This window comes from Pseudarthrobacter sp. Pseusp20, assembly GCF_059492155.1.
The window spans coordinates 452,055-471,245 of sequence record NZ_CP168521.1; the positions used below are offsets into that span (position 1 = coordinate 452,055).

The 19,191-nt window shown below is 68.2% G+C and carries 14 protein-coding genes and 1 pseudogene; 13 read left to right on the plus strand and 2 right to left on the minus strand.

Annotated elements, in window-relative coordinates; genetic code table 11:
- Nucleotides 1–33 precede the first annotated feature (33 nt).
- From ACEN9K_RS02215 to atzF, 4 genes are read left to right on the plus strand one after another with little or no spacing between them, the layout of a single operon-like run.
- Nucleotides 34–924, plus strand: a complete 891-nt coding sequence (locus ACEN9K_RS02215) for an urea amidolyase associated protein UAAP1 (protein WP_144600983.1) — start codon at nt 34–36, stop codon at nt 922–924.
- The gene (locus tag ACEN9K_RS02220) at nt 921–1,598 is read left to right on the plus strand and encodes an urea amidolyase associated protein UAAP2 (RefSeq protein WP_495635112.1); all 678 of its coding nucleotides are present in this window, start codon (nt 921–923) and stop codon (nt 1,596–1,598) included. Before ACEN9K_RS02215 ends, ACEN9K_RS02220 begins: the two co-directional genes overlap by 4 nt.
- On the plus strand, nt 1,595–5,362 hold the full coding sequence (gene uca / locus ACEN9K_RS02225; protein ID WP_495635113.1) for an urea carboxylase: 3,768 nt from the start codon (nt 1,595–1,597) through the stop codon (nt 5,360–5,362). The genes ACEN9K_RS02220 and uca overlap by 4 nt, the downstream gene beginning before the upstream one ends.
- Complete coding sequence (gene atzF / locus ACEN9K_RS02230; protein ID WP_495635114.1) at nt 5,359–7,206, plus strand: allophanate hydrolase; 1,848 nt, start codon at nt 5,359–5,361, stop codon at nt 7,204–7,206. Before uca ends, atzF begins: the two co-directional genes overlap by 4 nt.
- Here the strand turns inward: atzF and ACEN9K_RS02235 are convergent.
- Nucleotides 7,184–7,752, minus strand: a pseudogene (locus tag ACEN9K_RS02235) (hypothetical protein). The gene atzF and the pseudogene ACEN9K_RS02235 overlap by 23 nt on opposite strands.
- A gap of 68 nt (nt 7,753–7,820) precedes the next feature.
- Between ACEN9K_RS02235 and lysS the strand changes: the two are divergent.
- The 3 genes from lysS to ACEN9K_RS02250 all read left to right on the plus strand — a co-directional run bounded on the left by lysS (nt 7,821) and on the right by ACEN9K_RS02250 (nt 9,999).
- A complete protein-coding gene (gene lysS / locus ACEN9K_RS02240; protein WP_018770964.1) occupies nt 7,821–9,359 on the plus strand; it encodes a lysine--tRNA ligase in 1,539 nt (512 codons plus the stop codon).
- Between the two features lie 2 nt (nt 9,360–9,361).
- Entirely contained in the window at nt 9,362–9,538 is a 177-nt protein-coding gene (locus tag ACEN9K_RS02245) for a hypothetical protein (protein WP_018770963.1), read from the plus strand.
- A gap of 128 nt (nt 9,539–9,666) precedes the next feature.
- The gene (locus ACEN9K_RS02250; RefSeq protein WP_018770962.1) at nt 9,667–9,999 is read left to right on the plus strand and encodes a histone-like nucleoid-structuring protein Lsr2; all 333 of its coding nucleotides are present in this window, start codon (nt 9,667–9,669) and stop codon (nt 9,997–9,999) included.
- 92 nt (nt 10,000–10,091) lie between these two features.
- Here ACEN9K_RS02250 and ACEN9K_RS02255 read toward each other — a convergent pair whose 3' ends face one another.
- Entirely contained in the window at nt 10,092–10,709 is a 618-nt protein-coding gene (locus ACEN9K_RS02255; RefSeq protein ID WP_018770961.1) for a hypothetical protein, read from the minus strand.
- Between the two features lie 272 nt (nt 10,710–10,981).
- Between ACEN9K_RS02255 and ACEN9K_RS02260 the strand changes: the two genes are divergently transcribed.
- The 6 genes from ACEN9K_RS02260 to ACEN9K_RS02285 all read left to right on the plus strand — a co-directional run bounded on the left by ACEN9K_RS02260 (nt 10,982) and on the right by ACEN9K_RS02285 (nt 19,185).
- Nucleotides 10,982–13,474, plus strand: coding sequence for an ATP-dependent Clp protease ATP-binding subunit (locus ACEN9K_RS02260; protein WP_026266017.1), 2,493 nt, complete (start codon nt 10,982–10,984; stop codon nt 13,472–13,474).
- Between the two features lie 255 nt (nt 13,475–13,729).
- Nucleotides 13,730–15,853 (plus strand): S9 family peptidase, encoded by a 2,124-nt coding sequence (locus ACEN9K_RS02265; RefSeq protein WP_495635115.1) that lies wholly within the window; start codon nt 13,730–13,732, stop codon nt 15,851–15,853.
- Nucleotides 15,854–16,022: 169 nt separating this feature from the next.
- Entirely contained in the window at nt 16,023–16,532 is a 510-nt protein-coding gene (locus ACEN9K_RS02270) for an amino-acid N-acetyltransferase (protein ID WP_018770958.1), read from the plus strand.
- 270 nt (nt 16,533–16,802) lie between these two features.
- On the plus strand, nt 16,803–17,804 hold the full coding sequence (dhaK, locus tag ACEN9K_RS02275) for a dihydroxyacetone kinase subunit DhaK (RefSeq protein WP_223993402.1): 1,002 nt from the start codon (nt 16,803–16,805) through the stop codon (nt 17,802–17,804).
- Between the two features lie 2 nt (nt 17,805–17,806).
- Nucleotides 17,807–18,439 carry a dihydroxyacetone kinase subunit DhaL gene (gene dhaL, locus ACEN9K_RS02280; protein ID WP_026266016.1) on the plus strand — a complete coding sequence of 211 codons (633 nt, stop codon included), beginning with the start codon at nt 17,807–17,809 and terminating at the stop codon, nt 18,437–18,439.
- A complete protein-coding gene (locus tag ACEN9K_RS02285) occupies nt 18,436–19,185 on the plus strand; it encodes an HPr family phosphocarrier protein (RefSeq protein ID WP_495635116.1) in 750 nt (249 codons plus the stop codon). Before dhaL ends, ACEN9K_RS02285 begins: the two co-directional genes overlap by 4 nt.
- Nucleotides 19,186–19,191 lie beyond the last annotated feature (6 nt).

The window sequence follows — 19,191 nt, forward strand, 5'->3', positions numbered from 1 at the left end:
CGCAAGCCACGCTTCCAGACCTACAGGACTGACATGACACAGACCATCGAAACGCCAGCCGCCGGGACGGCCACCACGGCCGGTGCCCGCGCCCATGCCCGGGAACAGCACGGCAGGACCGCTGAGACCATGCGCCACGTACCGGCAGCGTCCGCGCCCGCGCACCTTCTGGCCGGACTGCCCGGAGTGGACGGGGCCGACGCCGCGTCCCCCACATGGGCGGAATCCGTCGCCTTTGGCCGCTACACCACCATGTCCCTGGCGCGCGGCACCCGGGTCCGGCTCACCGACAAGGCAGGCGACGCCTGCGTGCACGCACTCCTGTACCGCGCCGGGGCCACCCACGAACGACTGAACGTCGCCGACACCGTCAAGGTCCCGTGGCAGGCCTACCCCGCCGCCGGGCACCCGCTGCTGTCCGACGCCGGCCGCCTGATGGCAACGATCGTGGCGGACACGTCGTCCCGGCATGACGCACTCACCGGCGCCACCACCCTCGCCGGCAACACCGCCAAGTACGGCGCCGGAACCGCCCACAGCCCCTCCCCGGCAGCACGCGAACTGCTCACCCTGGGCGCCCTCAAGAACGGCCTGGGCACCCGCGACGTGGCGCCGTCCATCTCCTTCTTCAAAGGCATCACCGTCGACCCTGCCGGCAGCATCACCTTTACCGGAAGCGCCGGGCCCGGTGCCGCCGTCGAACTCCTGCTCCAGCTGGACACCGTGCTGGTACTGGCCAACACCGCCCACCCCCTGGACCCGCGCGCTGACTTTGCGGGGACCGCCGTCGACATCGTCGCCTGGCACGCGCCGCAGGACCTGGCAGCACTGGAGGCCGGCCACCTGGCCGGACCATTGGCCCCGGAACACCTGCAGGCCCTCCGCAACACCGAACACGACCTCGCCGCAAGGAACGCCCGATGAACACTGCCGTTGACACCACGCCCATCCCGGACGCCGCCGCCAGCGCGCTGGCCCCTGGCGCCGTTGTACTTGATGAGTTCGTCGAAGCCCGCGGCCCCTGGTCTGCCGTGGTGGCAGCAGGCGACGTGCTGACCATCGTGGACCTGGAAGGCAACCAGGCGGTTGACTGCCTGCTGTACGCCGCGGCGGACACCACCGTGCGCTACTCGGCGGCAGCCACCATCGCCGCACAGCAGTCCATCGTCCTCACCACCGGTTCGGTCCTGCGCGCCGACAACCGCGCTGCCCTGATGACCGTCGTTGCAGACGAAGTGGGCGTGCACGACACCATCGGGGGCGCCTGCTCACAGGAATCCAATACCCTCCGCTACGGCCAGCACACCCGCGAACAGCACGCCTGCGTGGAGAACTTCCTGATCGAGGGCTCGCGCTGGGGCCTGGGCAAACGGGACCTGGTGTCCAACATCAACTGGTTCATGAACGTCCCGGTGGACCCGGACGGCGCCTTGGGCATCGTTGACGGCCTGTCCGCCCCCGGAAAGCGCGTGGCACTGAAGGCGGAGGTGGACACCCTGGTCCTGGTCTCCAACTGCCCGCAGATCAACAACCCCTGCAACGGCTTCAACCCCACCCCCGTCCGCATGATCGTCACCCGGCCGGAGGCTGCACTGTGAACCCCTTTGACACGCCGAACACCTTCGACACACTGTTGATCGCAAACCGCGGCGAGATCGCGTGCCGCATCATTGAGTCCGCCCGCAGGTTGGGCCTGCGCACCGTTGCCGTCTTCTCCGAGGCGGACCGCGGCGCCAAGCACGTCCGGCTCGCCGACGAGGCCGTACTGCTGGGGCCCGCGCCAGCCAAGGAATCCTACCTCCGGGTGGACGCAATCCTGGCGGCGGCAAAGGAAACCGGCGCCGGCGCCATCCACCCCGGCTACGGCTTCCTCTCCGAGGATGCGGCCTTCGCCGAGGCCGTGGAAGCGGCGGGACTGGTCTTCGTGGGCCCCACCGCCGAGCAACTGCGCATCTTCGGCACCAAGCACACAGCGCGCGACGCCGCCCGGGCAGCCGGGGTGCCGATGATCGCCGGTTCAGGGCTGCTTGGGGACGTGGACGATGCCGTTGCGGCCAGCACCGCGATTGGCTTCCCGCTGATGCTCAAGGCCACCGGCGGTGGCGGCGGGATCGGCATGACGGTCTGCCGCAACGAGGCCGAGCTTGTGGACAGCTTCCCCCGCGTGGCCCGCCTGGCGGGTGCCAGCTTCGGCACCGCAGGGGTTTTCGCCGAGCGGTACGTGGAGAACGCCCGGCACGTCGAGGTACAGATCTTTGGCGATGGCGAAGGCCGCGTGGTCAGCCTGGGGGACCGCGACTGCTCCCTGCAGCGCCGCCACCAGAAAGTCCTCGAAGAGGCACCCGCACCCGACCTCCCGGACGAACTGCGCGAAGAACTGCACCGCAGCTCCCGGGCCCTCTGCGCCTCCCTTAACTACCGCTCCGCCGGCACCGTCGAGTTCGTCTACGACTCCGCCCGCAAGGAAGCCTCCTTCCTGGAAGTCAACGCCCGGCTCCAGGTGGAGCACCCCGTCACCGAAGCCGTCACCGGGGTGGACCTGGTGGAATGGATGCTCCGACTGGCCCAGGGCGGCAGCCAGGCCCAGGCAGTCCTTGCGGACGTGCCGGACAGCCTGCCCGTGACCGGCCACGCCGTGGAGGCCCGCGTTTACGCCGAGGATCCGGCCCGGGGCTTCCAGCCCAGCGCCGGAACCGTCACCAACGCCGCCTACCCCACGGCGGTAGAAGCACGCGTGGACGCCTGGGTGGAAACCGGCACCGACGTTTCCACCAACTACGACCCCCTCCTGGGCAAGATCATCACCTCCGGCACTGACCGCACCGAAGCTTTCGACCTCCTCGCCGCAGCGCTGGGCAACACCCGGATCGACGGCATCGAGACCAACTTAGGGCTGCTCCGCGCCGCCACCGGGCTGGAGGTGGTTCGCAGCGTTCAGCACTCCACCAGCACCCTGGACAACGTGGGGGACCCGGAGCCGCGCATCACCGTGGGCCGGCCCGGCCTGCAGACCAGCGTGCAGGACTGGCCCGGCCGCACCGGCCTCTGGCAGATCGGCGTTCCGCCCAGCGGCCCCATGGACGATCTCTCATTCCGGCTTGGCAACACCGCGCTGGGCAACCCCGAAGGCGCCCCGGGCCTCGAGTTCACCATGACCGGCCCCAGCCTGACCTTCACCCACGCCACCACCGTCTGCGTTACCGGCGCCGAAGTGGCTGTGACAGTTGACGGAACGGAGGTGCCCGCCTGGACGCCCGTGACGGTCCCGGCAGGCGGAACGCTCGACGCCGGCACCGCAGCCGGCAAGGGCCTGCGCGGCTACATCCTGTTCCAGGGCGGCCTGGACATTCCCGAGTACCTGGGCAGCGCCTCCACCTTCGCCCTTGGCCAGTTCGGTGGCCACGCCGGACGGGTCCTGCGCGCGGGCGATGTGCTGCGGACGGTCAAGCCTGCCGCCGGCGCACCCGAGGAAGCCGCCGCGGCAGCGGTGCCCCTCGACAGCCGTCCCGCCCTCACCTCCACCTGGGAACTGGCCGTGGCCGAGGGCCCGCACGGCGCCCCGGAATTCTTCCAGCGTGAGGACATCGAGGAACTGTACAGAGCGGAGTACGAGGTCCACTTCAACTCCGCCCGCACCGGCGTACGCCTCACCGGCCCCAAGCCCCGCTGGGCACGCACCGACGGCGGCGAAGCAGGCCTGCACCCCTCCAACATCCACGACACCGCCTACTCGGTGGGTGCCCTGGACTTCACCGGCGACACCCCCATCCTGCTCGGCCCGGACGGCCCCAGCCTGGGCGGTTTCGTCTGCCCCGTCACCGTGGTGACGGCCGAACGCTGGAAGCTCGGCCAGCTGCGCCCGGGGGACAAAGTCCGCTTCGTGCCCATCAAAGCCAGCCAGGCGCCGTCGGCCAGGGACCTGGGACCCGGCCGCCAGCTGGTGCTCCCGGGCGACGCCGGCTGGTCCGGCAATCTTTCAGCGCACCTCCCGGCGGTGAGCCCGGCAGCCGGCCGTCCCGCACGCACGGTACGCGGCGACGGCGACGACGGCGTGCTGGGCCGGGTGCCGGAAGGTTCCGGCCGGCCCGCGGTCACGTACCGCCGCTCCGGAGACGACAACCTGCTGGTGGAATACGGCGAGATGGTGCTGGACCTGGGCCTGCGCGCCCGGGTCCACGCCCTGCACCAGCACATCGAAGCGCTCCGGGTACCCGGCATCGTGGACCTCACCCCGGGTATCCGGTCGCTGCAGATCAAGGTGGACCCGTCCGTCCTCACCACCGGGCGGCTGCTGGACCTGGTCCAGGAAATCGAGGCCGCCCTGCCCGCCAGCTCAGAATTGGTGGTCTCCAGCCGCACCGTCCGGCTGCCGCTGTCCTGGGACGATCCGGCCACCCGCGAAGCAATCGAACGCTACATGGCAGGCGTCCGCGACGACGCCCCTTGGTGCCCGTGGAACATCGAATTCATTCGGCGGATCAACGGCCTGGACTCCATCAGCGACGTCTTCGACACCGTCTTCAACGCAGAGTACCTGGTCCTGGGCCTGGGCGACGTCTACCTCGGCGCCCCCGTGGCCACCCCGCTGGACCCCCGCCACCGCCTGGTCACCACCAAGTACAACCCCGCCCGGACCTGGACGCCCGAGAACGCGGTGGGCATCGGCGGCGCCTACATGTGCATCTACGGCATGGAGGGCCCCGGCGGCTACCAGTTCGTCGGCCGCACCACCCAGGTGTGGTCGCGGTACGCCGGTTCCGCGCCGTTCGAACCCGGTTCGCCCTGGCTGCTCCGGTTCTTCGACCGCATCTCCTGGTACCCCGTCAGCCCCGAGGAACTCCTGGACCTGCGCGCGGACATGGCAGCAGGACGCGGCCGCGGCGTGGAGATCGAGGAGGGCACGTTCTCCCTCGCCGAGCACGAACAGTTCCTTGCCGACAACAGCCAGTCCATCGACGCGTTCCGGGAGAAGCAGGGCGCAGCGTTCGCGGTGGAACGGCAGGCCTGGGCCGACGCCGGCGAGTTCGACCGGGCGGACGCGCTCGCCGCCGTCGTGGCCCCCGCTGTTGACGACGTGGTGGTTCCCGACGGCGGATCGCTCATCTCCGCACCGTTCGCCGCCAGCGTCTGGAAGGTGGACGTCAAGGCCGGCGACCGTGTCGCCAAGGGCCAGCCGCTGGTCTCGCTGGAAGCAATGAAGATGGAAACGGTCCTCGAAGCGCCGTGCGAGGGCGTGGTGCTCCGCGTCCTGCCGGCCGCCGGCTCCCAGGTGGTGGCCGGCGAGGCGGTAGTGGTCCTCGGCGCCGACTTGGGCCTTGAACCGGCAGACGACGCCCAGGAACTGGAAGAGGCAGCAGTATGAGTCCGGCAACCAACAGCAGTGCCACCAGTCGCGCCAAGGCGGCACTAGCGGCGCTGGAATCAGTAAACCGGCCTGAAATCTGGATCACGGTCCGCAGCGGCGAGGACCTCCTGGCGGAGGCTGCAGCGATCGACGCCGCCGTGGCAGGTGGCGCGGATCTGCCGTTGGCCGGGCTGCTTTTGGCCGTCAAGAACAATGTTGACGTGGCGGGCATCCCCACCACGGCAGCCTGCCCTGGCTTTGCCTACACGCCGGAAAAGGATGCGGAAGCCGTGGCCCGCCTCCGCGCCGCCGGTGCCCTGGTCCTGGGCGCCACCAACCTGGACCAGTTCGCCACCGGGCTGGTGGGGACGCGCAGCCCCTACGGCGCCGTCCGGGATTCGCGCCGGCCGGAGTACATTTCCGGCGGTTCCAGCTCCGGCTCCGCGGTGGCGGTGGCACTGGGACTGGTGGACATCGCGATCGGCACGGACACGGCGGGCTCCGGCCGGGTCCCCGCCGGGCTGCAGGGCATCGTGGGCATCAAGGCAACGCTGAACGCCGTCTCCACGGAGGGGGTGGTGCCCGCCTGCCGGTCCTGGGACGCCGTCACCATCTTTGCCCGGCACCTGTCCACCGCCGAGCTGGCCATGGGCTTCATGGCCGGCAACTCCCGGTCCTGGCCCGCGGACATCAGACTGGCCGCGCCGGCACGTCCCCGCGTGGCATTTCCCGCCAGCCTGCCCGCATTGCCCCCTGAGTGGGCCGCGGAATTCCAGCGGCAGGTTGACCGCCTGCGGTCCAGCGGGGTGGATGCCGAAGCAATCGAATTCGACGACTTCCTGCAGGCAGCACGGCTGCTGTACGAGGGCGCGCTGGTGGCCGAACGCCACGCTGCGGTGGGGGCCTTCCTGGCAAAGCACGACGCCGGCACTGACGGCCAGGCGGGCATCGATCCCACCGTGGCGGGCATCATCCGGGCGGCCGGTACCGTTTCCGCCTCCCGGTACGTTGCCGATACCGCCCGGCTGGAGGAACTGCGGACCAGGGCGCTGGCCCGGATCGCCGGCTTCGATGCCCTCCTGGTTCCCACGGCGCCCTTCCACCCCACGCTGGCTGAGGTGGCCGCGGACCCGGTAGGCGTGAATTCGCTGATGGGCACCTACACCAATTTCTGTAACCTGTTCGACCTCTGTGCCGTGGCTGTCCCTGCCGGGGAAGTGGACGGCGCGCAGTTCGGCCTCACGGTGGTCGGCCGGACCTTCGACGATGCCGTGGCGGCCGATATCGCCCGCCGCCTGGAGCTAACCCCGGACGCTCCCGCCCTCTTCGCTCCGGGCGCAGCAGCGGAAGTTGGCCGCACCGGCGCCCACCCGTCGTCGTCCACGCCCTGGCCTTTGGCGGCGGGCGCAACGGCCGTGCCGCTGGTGGTGGTGGGTGCGCACCGCAAGGGCCAGCCGCTGGCACCGCAGCTGGAGGAACTCGGGGCCTCGTGGGATGGTCCGGTCCGGACCGCCGCACGCTACCGCATGGTGGCGCTGGACACGGTGCCGGCAAAGCCGGGCGTCTACCGGTCCGACGACGGCGCGGAACTGGTGGGGGAGCGGTGGCTGCTGTCCCCTGCGGCCCTGGGGACGTTCCTGGCCGCCCTCCCGGAACCCATGCTCCTGGGATCCGTGGAGCTTTCGGACGGCTCCAGCGCCGTCGGGTTCGCCTGTGATGCGGTTGCCGCTGCGGGCGGGAAGGACATCACGGCCTGGGGTGACTGGCTGGCGGACCGGAGCGTGGAACCGAAGCCGCGGACCGTGTGGCGGGACCTGGGGGAGGCGGCCCTGGCCGGGTTCAGCCGCGGCGAGCGGGGATAGTGCCGGCAGCATCCGGGCGGGTTCCGCCGTCCGGATGCCCGCCCGTGAAATACGCTGCGATGTCGGTCACAAGCTCCTTGACGGCCGCCGGAATGGACCCGTGGAAGCACTTGGGGGAGAGCTGGTAAGTGCTGCCTGGAACTGCCTGGTGCAGCCGCTCCGCCGTTTCCTTGTAGCCCGGGCTGGTGGCCTTCTTCATGTGCGCCAGGGCGTGGCCCACCTTGCCGCCGTTGACGGCGTCCTCGAACCCGTCCAGCCACGCGGTGTCGATGTTGCCGTCGATGTTCACCGCTGCGTCGTACACCGCAAGCCTGTCCGGGACCTTTACGGTTCCGCTGAACTCCTGCACGGCGTTCAGCGCCACCGCTCCGCCCAGCCCTCTCCCAGGCCTTTCGCCAGGGCGATGGAGAACTGGCGGTAGATCAGGGCCGTGAGGAACGCGCCGCCGATCAGCAGCACCCGCTTTTGCCCGGGCGCGTCTTCGGTGCCGTAGCTGTACAAAGCCAGCCTGCCGCCGTCGTGCGCTGGAAGTACCCGTTCTTTCACCCGTCCATCCCAGGGTGTGAGCCTGCGGGCCAGCTGCAAGTCCTGGCACCCAATGCCCGGTAAACTTGATGATTGTGACTTCCCAAAACACCCCCTCGCCCAAGAACGCCCCGGAGCCCGTTGATGCCAGCGAGCAGATGCGGATCCGCATGGAAAAGCGCGCCAAACTTCTTGAGCGCGGCACGGAGGCGTACCCCGTGGGGGTGGAGCGGACGCATTCGCTCGCCGAGATCCGGGAAAAGTACGCCCACCTCGAGGCCGACGACACCACCGGCGACACCGTGGGCGTCACCGGCCGCGTTGTCTTTATCCGCAACACCGGCAAGCTCTGCTTCGCCACCCTGCAGGAAGGCGGCACCGACGGCAAAGCCACCCGCCTGCAGGCCATGCTGAGCCTGGCCAACGTGGGTGAGGAGGCGCTCGCCGACTGGAAGGCCCTGGTTGACCTCGGCGACCACGTGTTCATCAAGGGCGAGGTCATCTCCTCCCGCCGCGGCGAGCTGTCGATCATGGCGGACTCCTGGTCCATGGCCTCCAAGGCCCTGCGCCCGCTTCCGGTCCTGCACGCGGACCTGAACGAGGAAACCCGCGTCCGCCAGCGCTACGTCGACCTGATGGTCCGCGACGAAGCCCGCGAAATGGTCTACACCCGTGCCGCCATCACCCGCTCCATCCGCGAAACGCTGTTCCGGCACCGCTACGTGGAAGTGGAAACCCCCATCCTGAACCTGGTCCACGGCGGCGCCCTCGCCCGGCCGTTCGAAACCCACATGAACGCCTTCGACCAGAAGATGACGCTGCGCATCGCCACCGAGCTGTACCTCAAGCGCGCCGTTGTTGGCGGCATCGACCGCGTGTATGACATGGGCCGCGTGTTCCGCAACGAGGGCGTGGACTCCACCCACAGCCCCGAATTCACCACCCTTGAGTGCTACGAGGCCTGGGCGGACCAGTTCGTGATGGCAGAGCGGATCAAGGAGATCATCCTCGACGCCGCCGACGCCGTGGGTGCCGGACGCGTCCTTCAGACCGGGGCGGGGGAGATCAACCTCGACGGCGAGTGGGCCTGGCTGGCCGTCTACCCCGGACTTTCCGACGCCGTGGGGCAGGAGATCACGCCGGAGACGCCCGTTGAGGTGCTTCGGGAGATCGCGGAAAAGCACGACGTCAAGGCGGACCCCAAGTGGGACGCCGAAAAGCTGGCGGTGGAACTCTTCGGCGAAATCGTGGAGCCCACCCTGCTGAACCCCACCTTCGTCTACGACTACCCGCCCTCCGCCCAGCCGCTGGCCCGCCCGCACCGCGAGGACGGCCGGCTGATCGAGGCCTGGGACCTGATCATCGGCGGCATGGAGCGCGGCACCGCCTTCTCCGAGCTGATCGACCCCGTCATCCAGCGCGAACGGCTCACCGAGCAGTCCCTGCACGCAGCCGCCGGTGACGTGGAGGCAATGCAGCTGGACGAGGACTTCCTGCGCGCCCTGGAATACGGCGCCCCTCCCATGGGCGGCATCGGCCTGGGCATCGACCGGCTGGTCATGCTCTTCACGGGCGCCGGCATCCGCGAAACCATCCTGTTCCCCCTGCTGAAGCCCGAAGGGCACTGACCATGGAATACGTAGCGGTTATCCTGCCCTCCCTGGTGGTGGGCCTGCTGTTCTGGTTCGCCATGAAGGCAATCTTCAACGCGGACAAGGCCGAGCGCCAGGCGGAGGCCCGTGCGCAGGCCGAGGCGGATTCCCTCCCGGTGCAGCCCACGGACCGCCCGGGCCCCGAATCCAAATAGATAAACCCCCTTCTTTCCGGTTTTATCCCCAAGGAACGAATAGGCGCTTTGACGCGTTGCCAAGATAAGAGTCATAATTTTTTTGGGAAACATCCTGCTTTTCTGAAAACCCAAGAGGAAGACCTTTAATGGCACAGAAAGTAAACATCATCCTCGTTGATGATCTGGATGGGGGATCCGCAGACGAGAATGTTAAGTTCGGCCTCGATGGGGTCAACTACGAGATTGACCTGTCGGCAGCCAATGCCGCTGAACTTCGGTCTTCACTGGAGAGGTTCATCAACGCTGCACGCAAGGCTTCCGGAGGCCGCACCGCCCAGCGGGCGAAGGCTCCGGCCGGTGGCCGCAGCCACGATTCGGCGCAAATCCGGCAATGGGCCCGGGATAACGGCTACACCGTTAACAGCCGCGGCCGAATTCAGGCTGAAATCCAGGAAGCCTACCAAAAGGCAAATTCCTAGGTACGCGCGTGGCCTGACTAAAAAGCCCTGCTTCCCCCCTTCGGGAGGCAGGGCTTTTGGCGGGGTACAGGTATTTAGCGGTACGGGCGTAATTACTCCCGCGCCGCAGCCGGGGATTCACCGCTGTGCGATTCACGGCGCAGCAGGCTGCCGGCAGCAAACTGCTCGGCGACATAGAACACGAAAGGCGGAATATCGCCTGTTTTCGCCAGTACCACTCCAGACCCGGCACTGGCGAGGGCCAGCGCTGCCGCTTCCTTTTTCCGGTGCGGCAAGGTTGCCAGGGTGCCGGACAGGGACCCGAGCGCGAGCACATGCAGCCACGCATAGGCGTGGAACGGCCACGCCGGGAAGCGGCGCGCCGCGAAGCGCTCCAGGTCCGACGCACGCATTGCGAGTTCGGACACAAATAACGGCGCCCCGGCGGCAAGTGCGACGGCGGCTGTGCCGGCGAGTGCCCTGCTCCTTCCGGGCGGGAGGGCCAGGGCCAGCCGGGCAAACGCCGCGGGCATGGCAGCCGTCCCCGCCGCCGCCACATGTTGTCCGGCCACCCACCAGCGCTGCCCCTTCCGGAGCATGTCCAGCCGCCGCGCAGCGTCGGGCTCCAGGTAGACCCCCGGCACCGGGCTGATGCCGGCCAGCCAAACCGCACCGGCCGCGAGGGCAACCCCCGCCGGGCGCCTGACGCGTTCCAGGTCCACCTGCGACATGTTCCCGCCCTCCCCGCTGATTCACGCTGCCCATGTTGCTCCCGCTGGAGCGGCCAAGGCCGCCGTTAGGGCCAAGAATGGCCCATCATCCGGCGCGGGACAAGGGCTTCTTGGAGGGCTCCTTTGCCCGCTGCTGCCCGGCGGCCGAAGTCCGTGGAAGGGGGCGCGGCAATATTCCCGGAAGTCCCATGTTTCCCCTGTGGCGAACACGCTCCACAACTTCGGACCGGCCACGTAGCATCAAAGTACGTCGTAGCTAGGAGTGTGGCGAAATGTTTGAGCGATTTACGGACCGTGCCCGTCGCGTAGTTGTGCTTGCCCAAGAAGAGGCACGCATGCTGAACCACAATTACATCGGTACCGAACACATCCTCTTGGGTCTGATCCATGAGGGTGAGGGCGTTGCCGCCAAAGCTCTTGAGTCCTTGAGCATTTCGCTCGACGGCGTGCGCGAGCAGGTGCAGGAGATCATCGGGCAGGGCCAGCAGGCCCCCTCCGGCCACATCCCCTTCACCCCCCGCGCCAAGAAGGTGCTGGAGCTCTCGCTGCGCGAAGCCCTGCAGCTGGGCCACAACTACATCGGCACGGAGCACATCCTGCTTGGCCTGATCCGCGAGGGTGAAGGCGTCGCCGCCCAGGTGCTGGTCAAGCTCGGCGCCGACCTCAACCGGGTCCGCCAGCAGGTCATCCAGCTCCTCTCCGGCTACCAGGGCAAGGAAACCACCGGCGCAGGCGTCGGCGGCGGACAGCCCGAAGGCGCACCCGCCGGTTCCGTGGTCCTGGACCAGTTCGGCCGCAACCTGACCCAGGCTGCGCGCGAGAACAAGCTGGACCCGGTCATCGGCCGCGAGCAGGAAATGGAACGCGTCATGCAGGTCCTTTCCCGCCGCACCAAGAACAACCCGGTCCTCATCGGTGAGCCCGGCGTCGGCAAGACGGCCGTCGTCGAAGGCCTGGCCCAGGCGATTGTCCGCGGCGACGTTCCGGAGACCATCCGGGACAAGCAGCTGTACACCCTGGACCTCGGTTCCCTGGTGGCAGGTTCCCGTTACCGCGGTGACTTTGAAGAGCGCCTCAAGAAGGTCCTCAAGGAGATCCGCACGCGCGGCGACATCATCCTGTTCATCGATGAGATCCACACGCTGGTGGGTGCCGGTGCCGCCGAAGGCGCCATCGACGCAGCCTCGATCCTGAAGCCCATGCTGGCCCGCGGCGAGCTGCAGACCATCGGCGCCACCACTCTGGATGAGTACCGCAAGCACATCGAGAAGGATGCCGCCCTGGAGCGCCGCTTCCAGCCGATCCAGGTCAAGGAACCCTCCGTGGCGCACGCCATTGAGATCCTCAAGGGCCTGCGCGACCGCTACGAGGCGCACCACCGGGTCACCATCACCGACGGCGCCCTGGCCTCCGCTGCAAGCCTTGCCGAGCGCTACATCTCGGACCGCTTCCTGCCGGACAAGGCGATCGACCTGATCGACGAAGCCGGCGCCCGGCTGCGCATCCGCCGCATGACCGCTCCGCCGGAGCTCAAGGCCATGGACGAGCGCATCGCCAAGCTGAAGATGGAGAAGGAATCCGCCATCGACGCGCAGGACTTCGAAGGCGCCGCTTCGCTCCGCGACAAGGAACAGAAGATGATTTCCGAGCGCGCGGAGAAGGAACGCCACTGGAAGTCCGGCGGCATGGACGACATCTCCGAGGTGGATGAGGATCTCATCGCCGAGGTGCTGGCCAACTCCACCGGCATCCCCGTCTTCAAGCTGACCGAGGAAGAGTCCTCGCGGCTGCTCAAGATGGAAGACGAACTGCACAAGCGCGTGGTGGGCCAGGACGAGGCCATCAAGGCACTGTCCCAGGCCATCCGCCGTACCCGTGCAGGGCTCAAGGACCCCAAGCGCCCCGGTGGCTCGTTCATCTTCGCCGGCCCCACCGGCGTCGGCAAGACCGAGCTCGCAAAGGCACTCGCGGAGTTCCTGTTCGGTGAAGAGGACGCCCTCATCACCCTGGACATGTCCGAGTACTCCGAGAAGCACACCGTCTCGCGGCTCTTCGGTGCCCCTCCGGGCTACGTCGGCTACGAAGAGGGTGGCCAGCTGACCGAGAAGGTCCGCCGCCGTCCGTTCTCCGTGGTGCTGTTCGACGAAGTGGAAAAGGCCCACGCGGACCTCTTCAACTCGCTGCTGCAGATCCTGGAAGACGGCCGCCTCACGGACTCCCAGGGCCGCGTGGTGGACTTCAAGAACACCGTGATCATCATGACCACCAACCTGGGTACCCGGGACATCTCCAAGAGCGTTGCCACCGGCTTCCAGTCCGGCACCGACACGCAGACCGGCTACAACCGCATGCGTGCCCGTGTGACGGAGGAGCTCAAGCAGCACTTCCGTCCCGAGTTCCTGAACCGTGTTGACGACGTCGTGGTGTTCCCGCAGCTGACCCAGGACGAGATCATCGAGATCGTGGACCTGTTCGTCACCCGCCTGGAGAAGCGCCTCAAGGACAAGGACATGGGCATCGAGCTCACCAAGGCCGCAAAGGTGCTCCTCGCAACCCGCGGCTACGATCCCGCCATGGGTGCCCGGCCCCTGCGCCGCACCATCCAGCGCGAGATCGAGGACCAGCTCTCCGAGAAGATCCTCTTCGGCGAGATCCACCCCGGCGACATCGTCGTGGTGGATGTCGAAGGCGAAGGCGACGACGCGAAGTTCACCTTCGCCGGCAACGCCAAGCCGCGCATCCCGGAGATCGCCCCGAGCGTCTAGTCTCCACAGCCAAAGCCCCGCCACTCCGCAAGGAGCGGCGGGGCTTCCGCTTGTTATCCACCCCTCCGCCGGCTGGGTCCGGCGCTTTCATCTCTGGCTGGGTCCGGCGCCGGACATCAGAGATTTCCCGGCGCAGCAAGCGGCAAATGGCGCCGGGGCCGGAGCGAACCCAGCCACGGAAAACGCACCCGGGCGCGCAGCCGGGCAGTGCGTGGCGGCTGTGCTCCAGGACACAAAACGTGTTGAATCGGTGGCATGGCTAACTTGGAACCGGCGATCCCGGATGAGCAATCACTGACCCCTTTCCACGACCTCGACCACTACCTGTCCATCCCCCGGGTAAGCGGCCTGGCCCTGAGCCCGGACGGCTCGCGGCTGGTCACCACCGTCAGCACCCTGAACGGCAAAGGCACCGAGTTCGCCACTGCACTGTGGGAGCTGGACCCGGCCGGGCAGAAGCATGCGCGGCGAATTACGCGCAGTGCCAAGGGCGAAGCCGGTGCCGCTTTCTCGGCCAACGGCGACGTCTACTTCACGTCCGCGCGTCCCGACCCGGACAGCCCCGACGAGGAGCCGGTGAACGCCCTGTGGGTGCTTCCGGCGGACGGCGGGGAAGCCAGGGTGGCTTTCAGCCGGCCCGGCGGCATCAGCAAAGTGCTGACGGCCAGGGGCGCGGACGCAGCGTTCGTCACCGCCGAGGTCCTGGCAGGGTCAACGGACGAGGAAGACGACGCCGACCGGCGCAAGACGCGCAAGGACCGGAAAGTCTCTGCCATCCTGCACAGCGAATATCCGGTCCGATACTGGGACGCGGACCTGGGGCCGGGCCAGCCGCGGATCTTTGCGGTGGAAGCGGGGGAGGACAAGGCGCCCGGCAAACCGGCAACTGTTGACGCCACCGCCCCGCTGGTCCTGCGTAACCTGACGCCGGACGCCGGGCCCCGGCTGCGGGAAGCGGAGACCGTGGTCAGCCCTGACGGCAAGACCATCTACAGCAGTTACACCAAACCACTGGCCAAGGCGGACAGCAGGTCCGTCCTGGTGGCGGTGGATGTGGCATCCGGCGGGCTCAAGGTGCTGTTGGACCAGGAGGGAATGAGCTACTTCCCGGGTCCGGTCAGCCCCGACGGCCGGACCCTGGTGGTGGTCAGCGAAAGCGACTCCACCCCGCAGCAGGCCCCCGACATCAAGATGCACCTCCTGGACGTCTCCGGCGGTGCCGCCGGGAACGCCGCGGGCCTGCAGCCCCTGGCCCACGACTGGGACCGTTGGCCCAAGCCTGCAGCGTGGCTCCCCGATGGCTCTGCCCTCCTGGTCACAGCGGACGACGACGGCGCGTCGCCGGTTTTCCGGGTCAGCATTCCGTCGGCTGCCGCTGAGGTTGGCGTCACCCGGGTGACGCAGGACGCCGCGGCATATTCCGACGTCGTCATTTCTCCAGAGGGGCGGAGCGCGTATGCCCTGCGCAGCTCCTACGAATTTCCGGCCGAAGCCGTCCGGATCGACCTGGCCACAGGGGAAACAACCCGCCTCCCGGCTCCTGCGGAACGTCCCAGCCTCCCGGGGCGGCTGGAACGCATCGCGGCCACCGCGGCCGATGGGTCCCGGGTGCCTGCCTACCTGGCCCTGCCGGAGGGCGCCTCCGCAAGTGAGCCGGCGCCGCTGCTCCTGTGGATCCACGGCGGTCCACTGGGATCCTGGAACGCCTGGACGTGGCGCTGGAACCCGTGGCTTCTGGCTGCCCGGGGATATGCGGTGCTGCTGCCGGATCCCGCGTTGTCCACGGGATACGGGCAGTCGTACATCCAGCGGGGCTGGGGCTCATGGGGGAAGGCGCCCTTCACCGACCTGATGGCCGTGACCGATGCGGCGGTGGAACGGCCCGACGTCGATGAGTCCCGGACCGCGGCGATGGGCGGCTCCTTTGGCGGGTACATGGCCAACTGGGTTGCAGGCAACACGGACCGGTTCAAGGCAGTTGTCACCCATGCCAGTCTGTGGGCCCTGGACCAGTTCGGGCCCACCACGGACGCCTCCCAGTACTGGCTGAAGGAAATGACCGAGGAGATGGCACTAGAGAACTCGCCGCACGTGCATGCGGAGAACATCGGCACGCCCATGCTGGTGATCCATGGGGACAAGGACTACAGGGTGCCCATCGGCGAGGGCCTGCGGCTTTGGTACGAGCTGCTGTCCAAGTCCCGGCTCGCGGCGGACCAGGACGGGCAGACCCCGCACCGGTTCCTGTACTTCCCGGACGAAAACCACTGGGTCCTCCAGCCGCAGCACGCCAAGGTCTGGTACCAGGTGGTGGAGTGGTTCCTGGCACGGAACGTCCTGGGCAAGGACATCGAACTGCCGGCAGAACTCGGCCTCTAAGCTGTTGGATACTCCGGCTCGGAGGCTGGGGCATTTGCCGCTTGCTGCTCGTTCCTCCCCGCTGGCCCCCTGCCTCGCAAGCTCGGCCGGGGACCCTCACCAGCGTGGGCCCAGCTTTGACGCAAGCTGCGCAAATGTCCCAGCCTCCTTCGCCTCGTAGGATAGCTCTGTGACCGACTCCTTCCACATCCGCCCAGCACGCACCAGCGACGTCCCCGCCATCAAGAAGCTGGTGGCGCCCCTGGCAGAGGAGCGCATCCTGATGGCAAAGGAGACGGTGGCGTACTACGAGAGCCTCCAGGAGTTCCGCATTGCCGAGTCCAGCGACGGCGAAATGATCGGCTGCGGCGCCCTGCACGTGATGTGGGAGGACCTTGCGGAAATCCGCACCCTCGCGGCTTCGGGTGAATGGCGCGGCAAAGGGGTGGGGCACGTCCTGGTGGAAAGCCTGCTGGAGGAGGCCCGTGCCCTCGGTGTCTCCCGGGTCTTCTGCCTCACCTTCGAAGTGGACTTCTTCAAGCGCCACGGCTTCGAAGTGATGGCGGACCAGTCGGCGGTGGACCCGGAAGTGTACTCCGAGCTGCTGCGCTCCCATGACGAAGGCGTGGCGGAGTTCCTGGACCTGGCCCGGGTCAAGCCCAACACCCTGGGCAACACCCGGATGATCCGCACCCTCTAACGCTGTTCCGCACCCTTCAAAGCCAACCGCGGGAGCACGGGGGACTGCCGTATTGGCTTTACTCGAATTGATGGATAAACTACTGCAGGCCGGTATGTGGGGGGCCTCAGGAAAGGGACAGTCATTGGGGGCTGTCCCTTTGCTGCGTCCCGGGCCGGCGGTTCCGGGAAGCGGGCGGCAAACCCGGGCAGGAAGAACCTACCGCCACCTGCGATGACGGTAGTAGGGTCGGAAAACACACCCTTCAGGAGCACAGCCAGGAGCAACGCCGTGAAGAAACTCATCAACGATCCAAAATCCGTTGTCCAGGAAGCTGTCCAGGGCTTCGGCATGGCGTACGCCGGACTGGTGACGGTCAGCGAAGACCCCATCTACATCACGCGCAAGGACGCGCCGGTGGCCGGCAAGGTGGGGCTGGTTTCCGGCGGCGGAAGCGGCCACGAGCCGCTGCATGCCGGCTACGTGGGGAAGGGAATGCTCGACGCCGCGGTGCCGGGGGCGGTGTTCACCTCACCCACGCCGGACCAGATCCTTCCCGCCACCCTGGCAGTCGACTCAGGTGCCGGCGTCGTGCACATCGTCAAGAACTACACCGGCGACGTCCTGAATTTTGAGACGGCGGCCGAACTGGCCGAGGCGGAGGGCGTGAGCGTCCGCACCGTCCTGGTCAATGACGACGTCGCCGTGGAGGACTCCCTGTACACGGCCGGCCGCCGCGGGGTGGGCGGCACAGTGCTGGTGGAGAAGATCGCAGGAGCCGCCGCCGAGCGCGGGGACGATCTGGACGCCGTCGCTGCCATCGGCGAACGGGTCAACGCCAATGTCAGGACCATGGGCGTGGCCCTGTCCGCGTGCACCGTGCCCCACGCGGGCACGCCCAGTTTCGACCTCGCAGAGGATGAGATCGAGATCGGCATTGGCATCCACGGCGAGCCGGGCAGGCACCGCATCCCCATGGAAAACGCGGACAGCATCACCAACCGCCTGCTGGAGCCGGTCCTGGCTGATTTGAAGATCAGTTCGGGGGACAGGGTGCTGCTGTTCGTCAACGGCATGGGCGGCACACCGCTGAGCGAGCTGTACATCGTGTACCGGCGGGCCGTGCAGGTGCTCGCCGAAGCAGGTGCCACGGTGGAACGGTCGCTGGTGGGCAACTACATCACGGCCCTGGAGATGCAGGGCTGCTCCATTTCGGTCCTCCGGCTGGACGACGAGCTCACGGAACTGTGGGATGCACCCGTGCACACCGCCGCCCTCCGCTGGGGCGTGTGACCGTGGTCCTGGACGCCAACTGGGCCGTGAAATGGCTGACCCTGTGCGCGCAGGCCATGGCTGAACACCGCGTTGAACTGATCGAACTGGACCGTGCAATCGGGGACTCGGACCACGGCGAGAACATGGACCGCGGCTTCCAGGCCGTCCTGGCCAAGCTGGGCGAATCCACGCCGGAGACGCCCGGGGCGGCGTTGAAGATGACGGCCATGACCCTGATGTCCAAGGTGGGCGGAGCCGCCGGTCCCCTCTACGGCACCGCGTTCCTTCGCGCCGCCACCGCCTTCGGCGACGCGCCCGAGATTGATCCGGCAGGGCTGGCCTCTGCCCTGGAGGCTGCCCGGGACGGGATCGTGGCGCGCGGGAAGGCGGAGAGCGGCGACAAGACCATGGTGGATGCGTGGACGCCGGCAGTTGATGCGGCCCGGGCCGCGGCTGACGGCGACGGCACGGACGTCCTTGGCGTCCTGGTGGCAGCCGCGGAAGCCGCCGAGGCCGGGGCAGTGGCCACCGATCCCCTCATCGCAAGGAAAGGCCGGGCCAGCTACCTTGGCGAACGCAGCGCCGGCCACCGGGACCCCGGCGCTGTGTCCAGTGCGCTGATCCTGCGTGCGGCCGTTGGGGCGGCTGCGTGACCGTAAGCATCGTGGTGGTGTCCCACAGCGAAAAGATCGCCGACGGCGCCGTGGAGCTTGCCGCCCAGATGGCTCCCGACGTGGTGATCCTGCCCGCCGGCGGCACCGACGACGGCAGGATCGGCACCAGCCTGGAGAAGGTGCTGGCAGCCCTTGAACAGGCCGGCGATAAACAGCGCAATGCACAAGAGGCCGGCGCGGAACAGCCCGGAGTGCAGCCCGGCGGGAACGGCACGGTGATCCTGACGGACCTTGGATCAGCGGTGATGACGGCCGAAGCGGCGCTGGAGTTCCTGGAGGATGCCGCCGGCGTCCTGCTCGCCGACGCGCCGCTGGTGGAAGGGCTGGTGGCCGCTGCGGTTGCCGCCCAGGGCGGAGCAGATGTGCAGGCGGTCCGGGCGGCGGCTGAAGCGGCAGGCGGTCCGGCCCGCCGGCCGGAACCCGTACGGACCGGGGGAGCGGGGCAGGGACCTGTCAGTAGCGCCGCACCGGATTCCACCGGCGACTTTGAACTGGTGAACCAGGCCGGGATGCACGCCCGGCCGGCCGCGAAAGTGGCAGGGGGCCTGGCCTCGCTGGATGCCGAGGTCACCATCAACGGGGTGGATGGCGCGTCCATGACGGGGTTGATGACCCTCGGCGCCGGCAAGGGCACCGTGCTGCACGTGGAAGCGTGGGGGGCGGATGCGGAACGGGCAGTGGAGTACGTCGGCGGCCTGGTGCAGGCCGGCTTCGGCGAGCCCTAAGCCCGA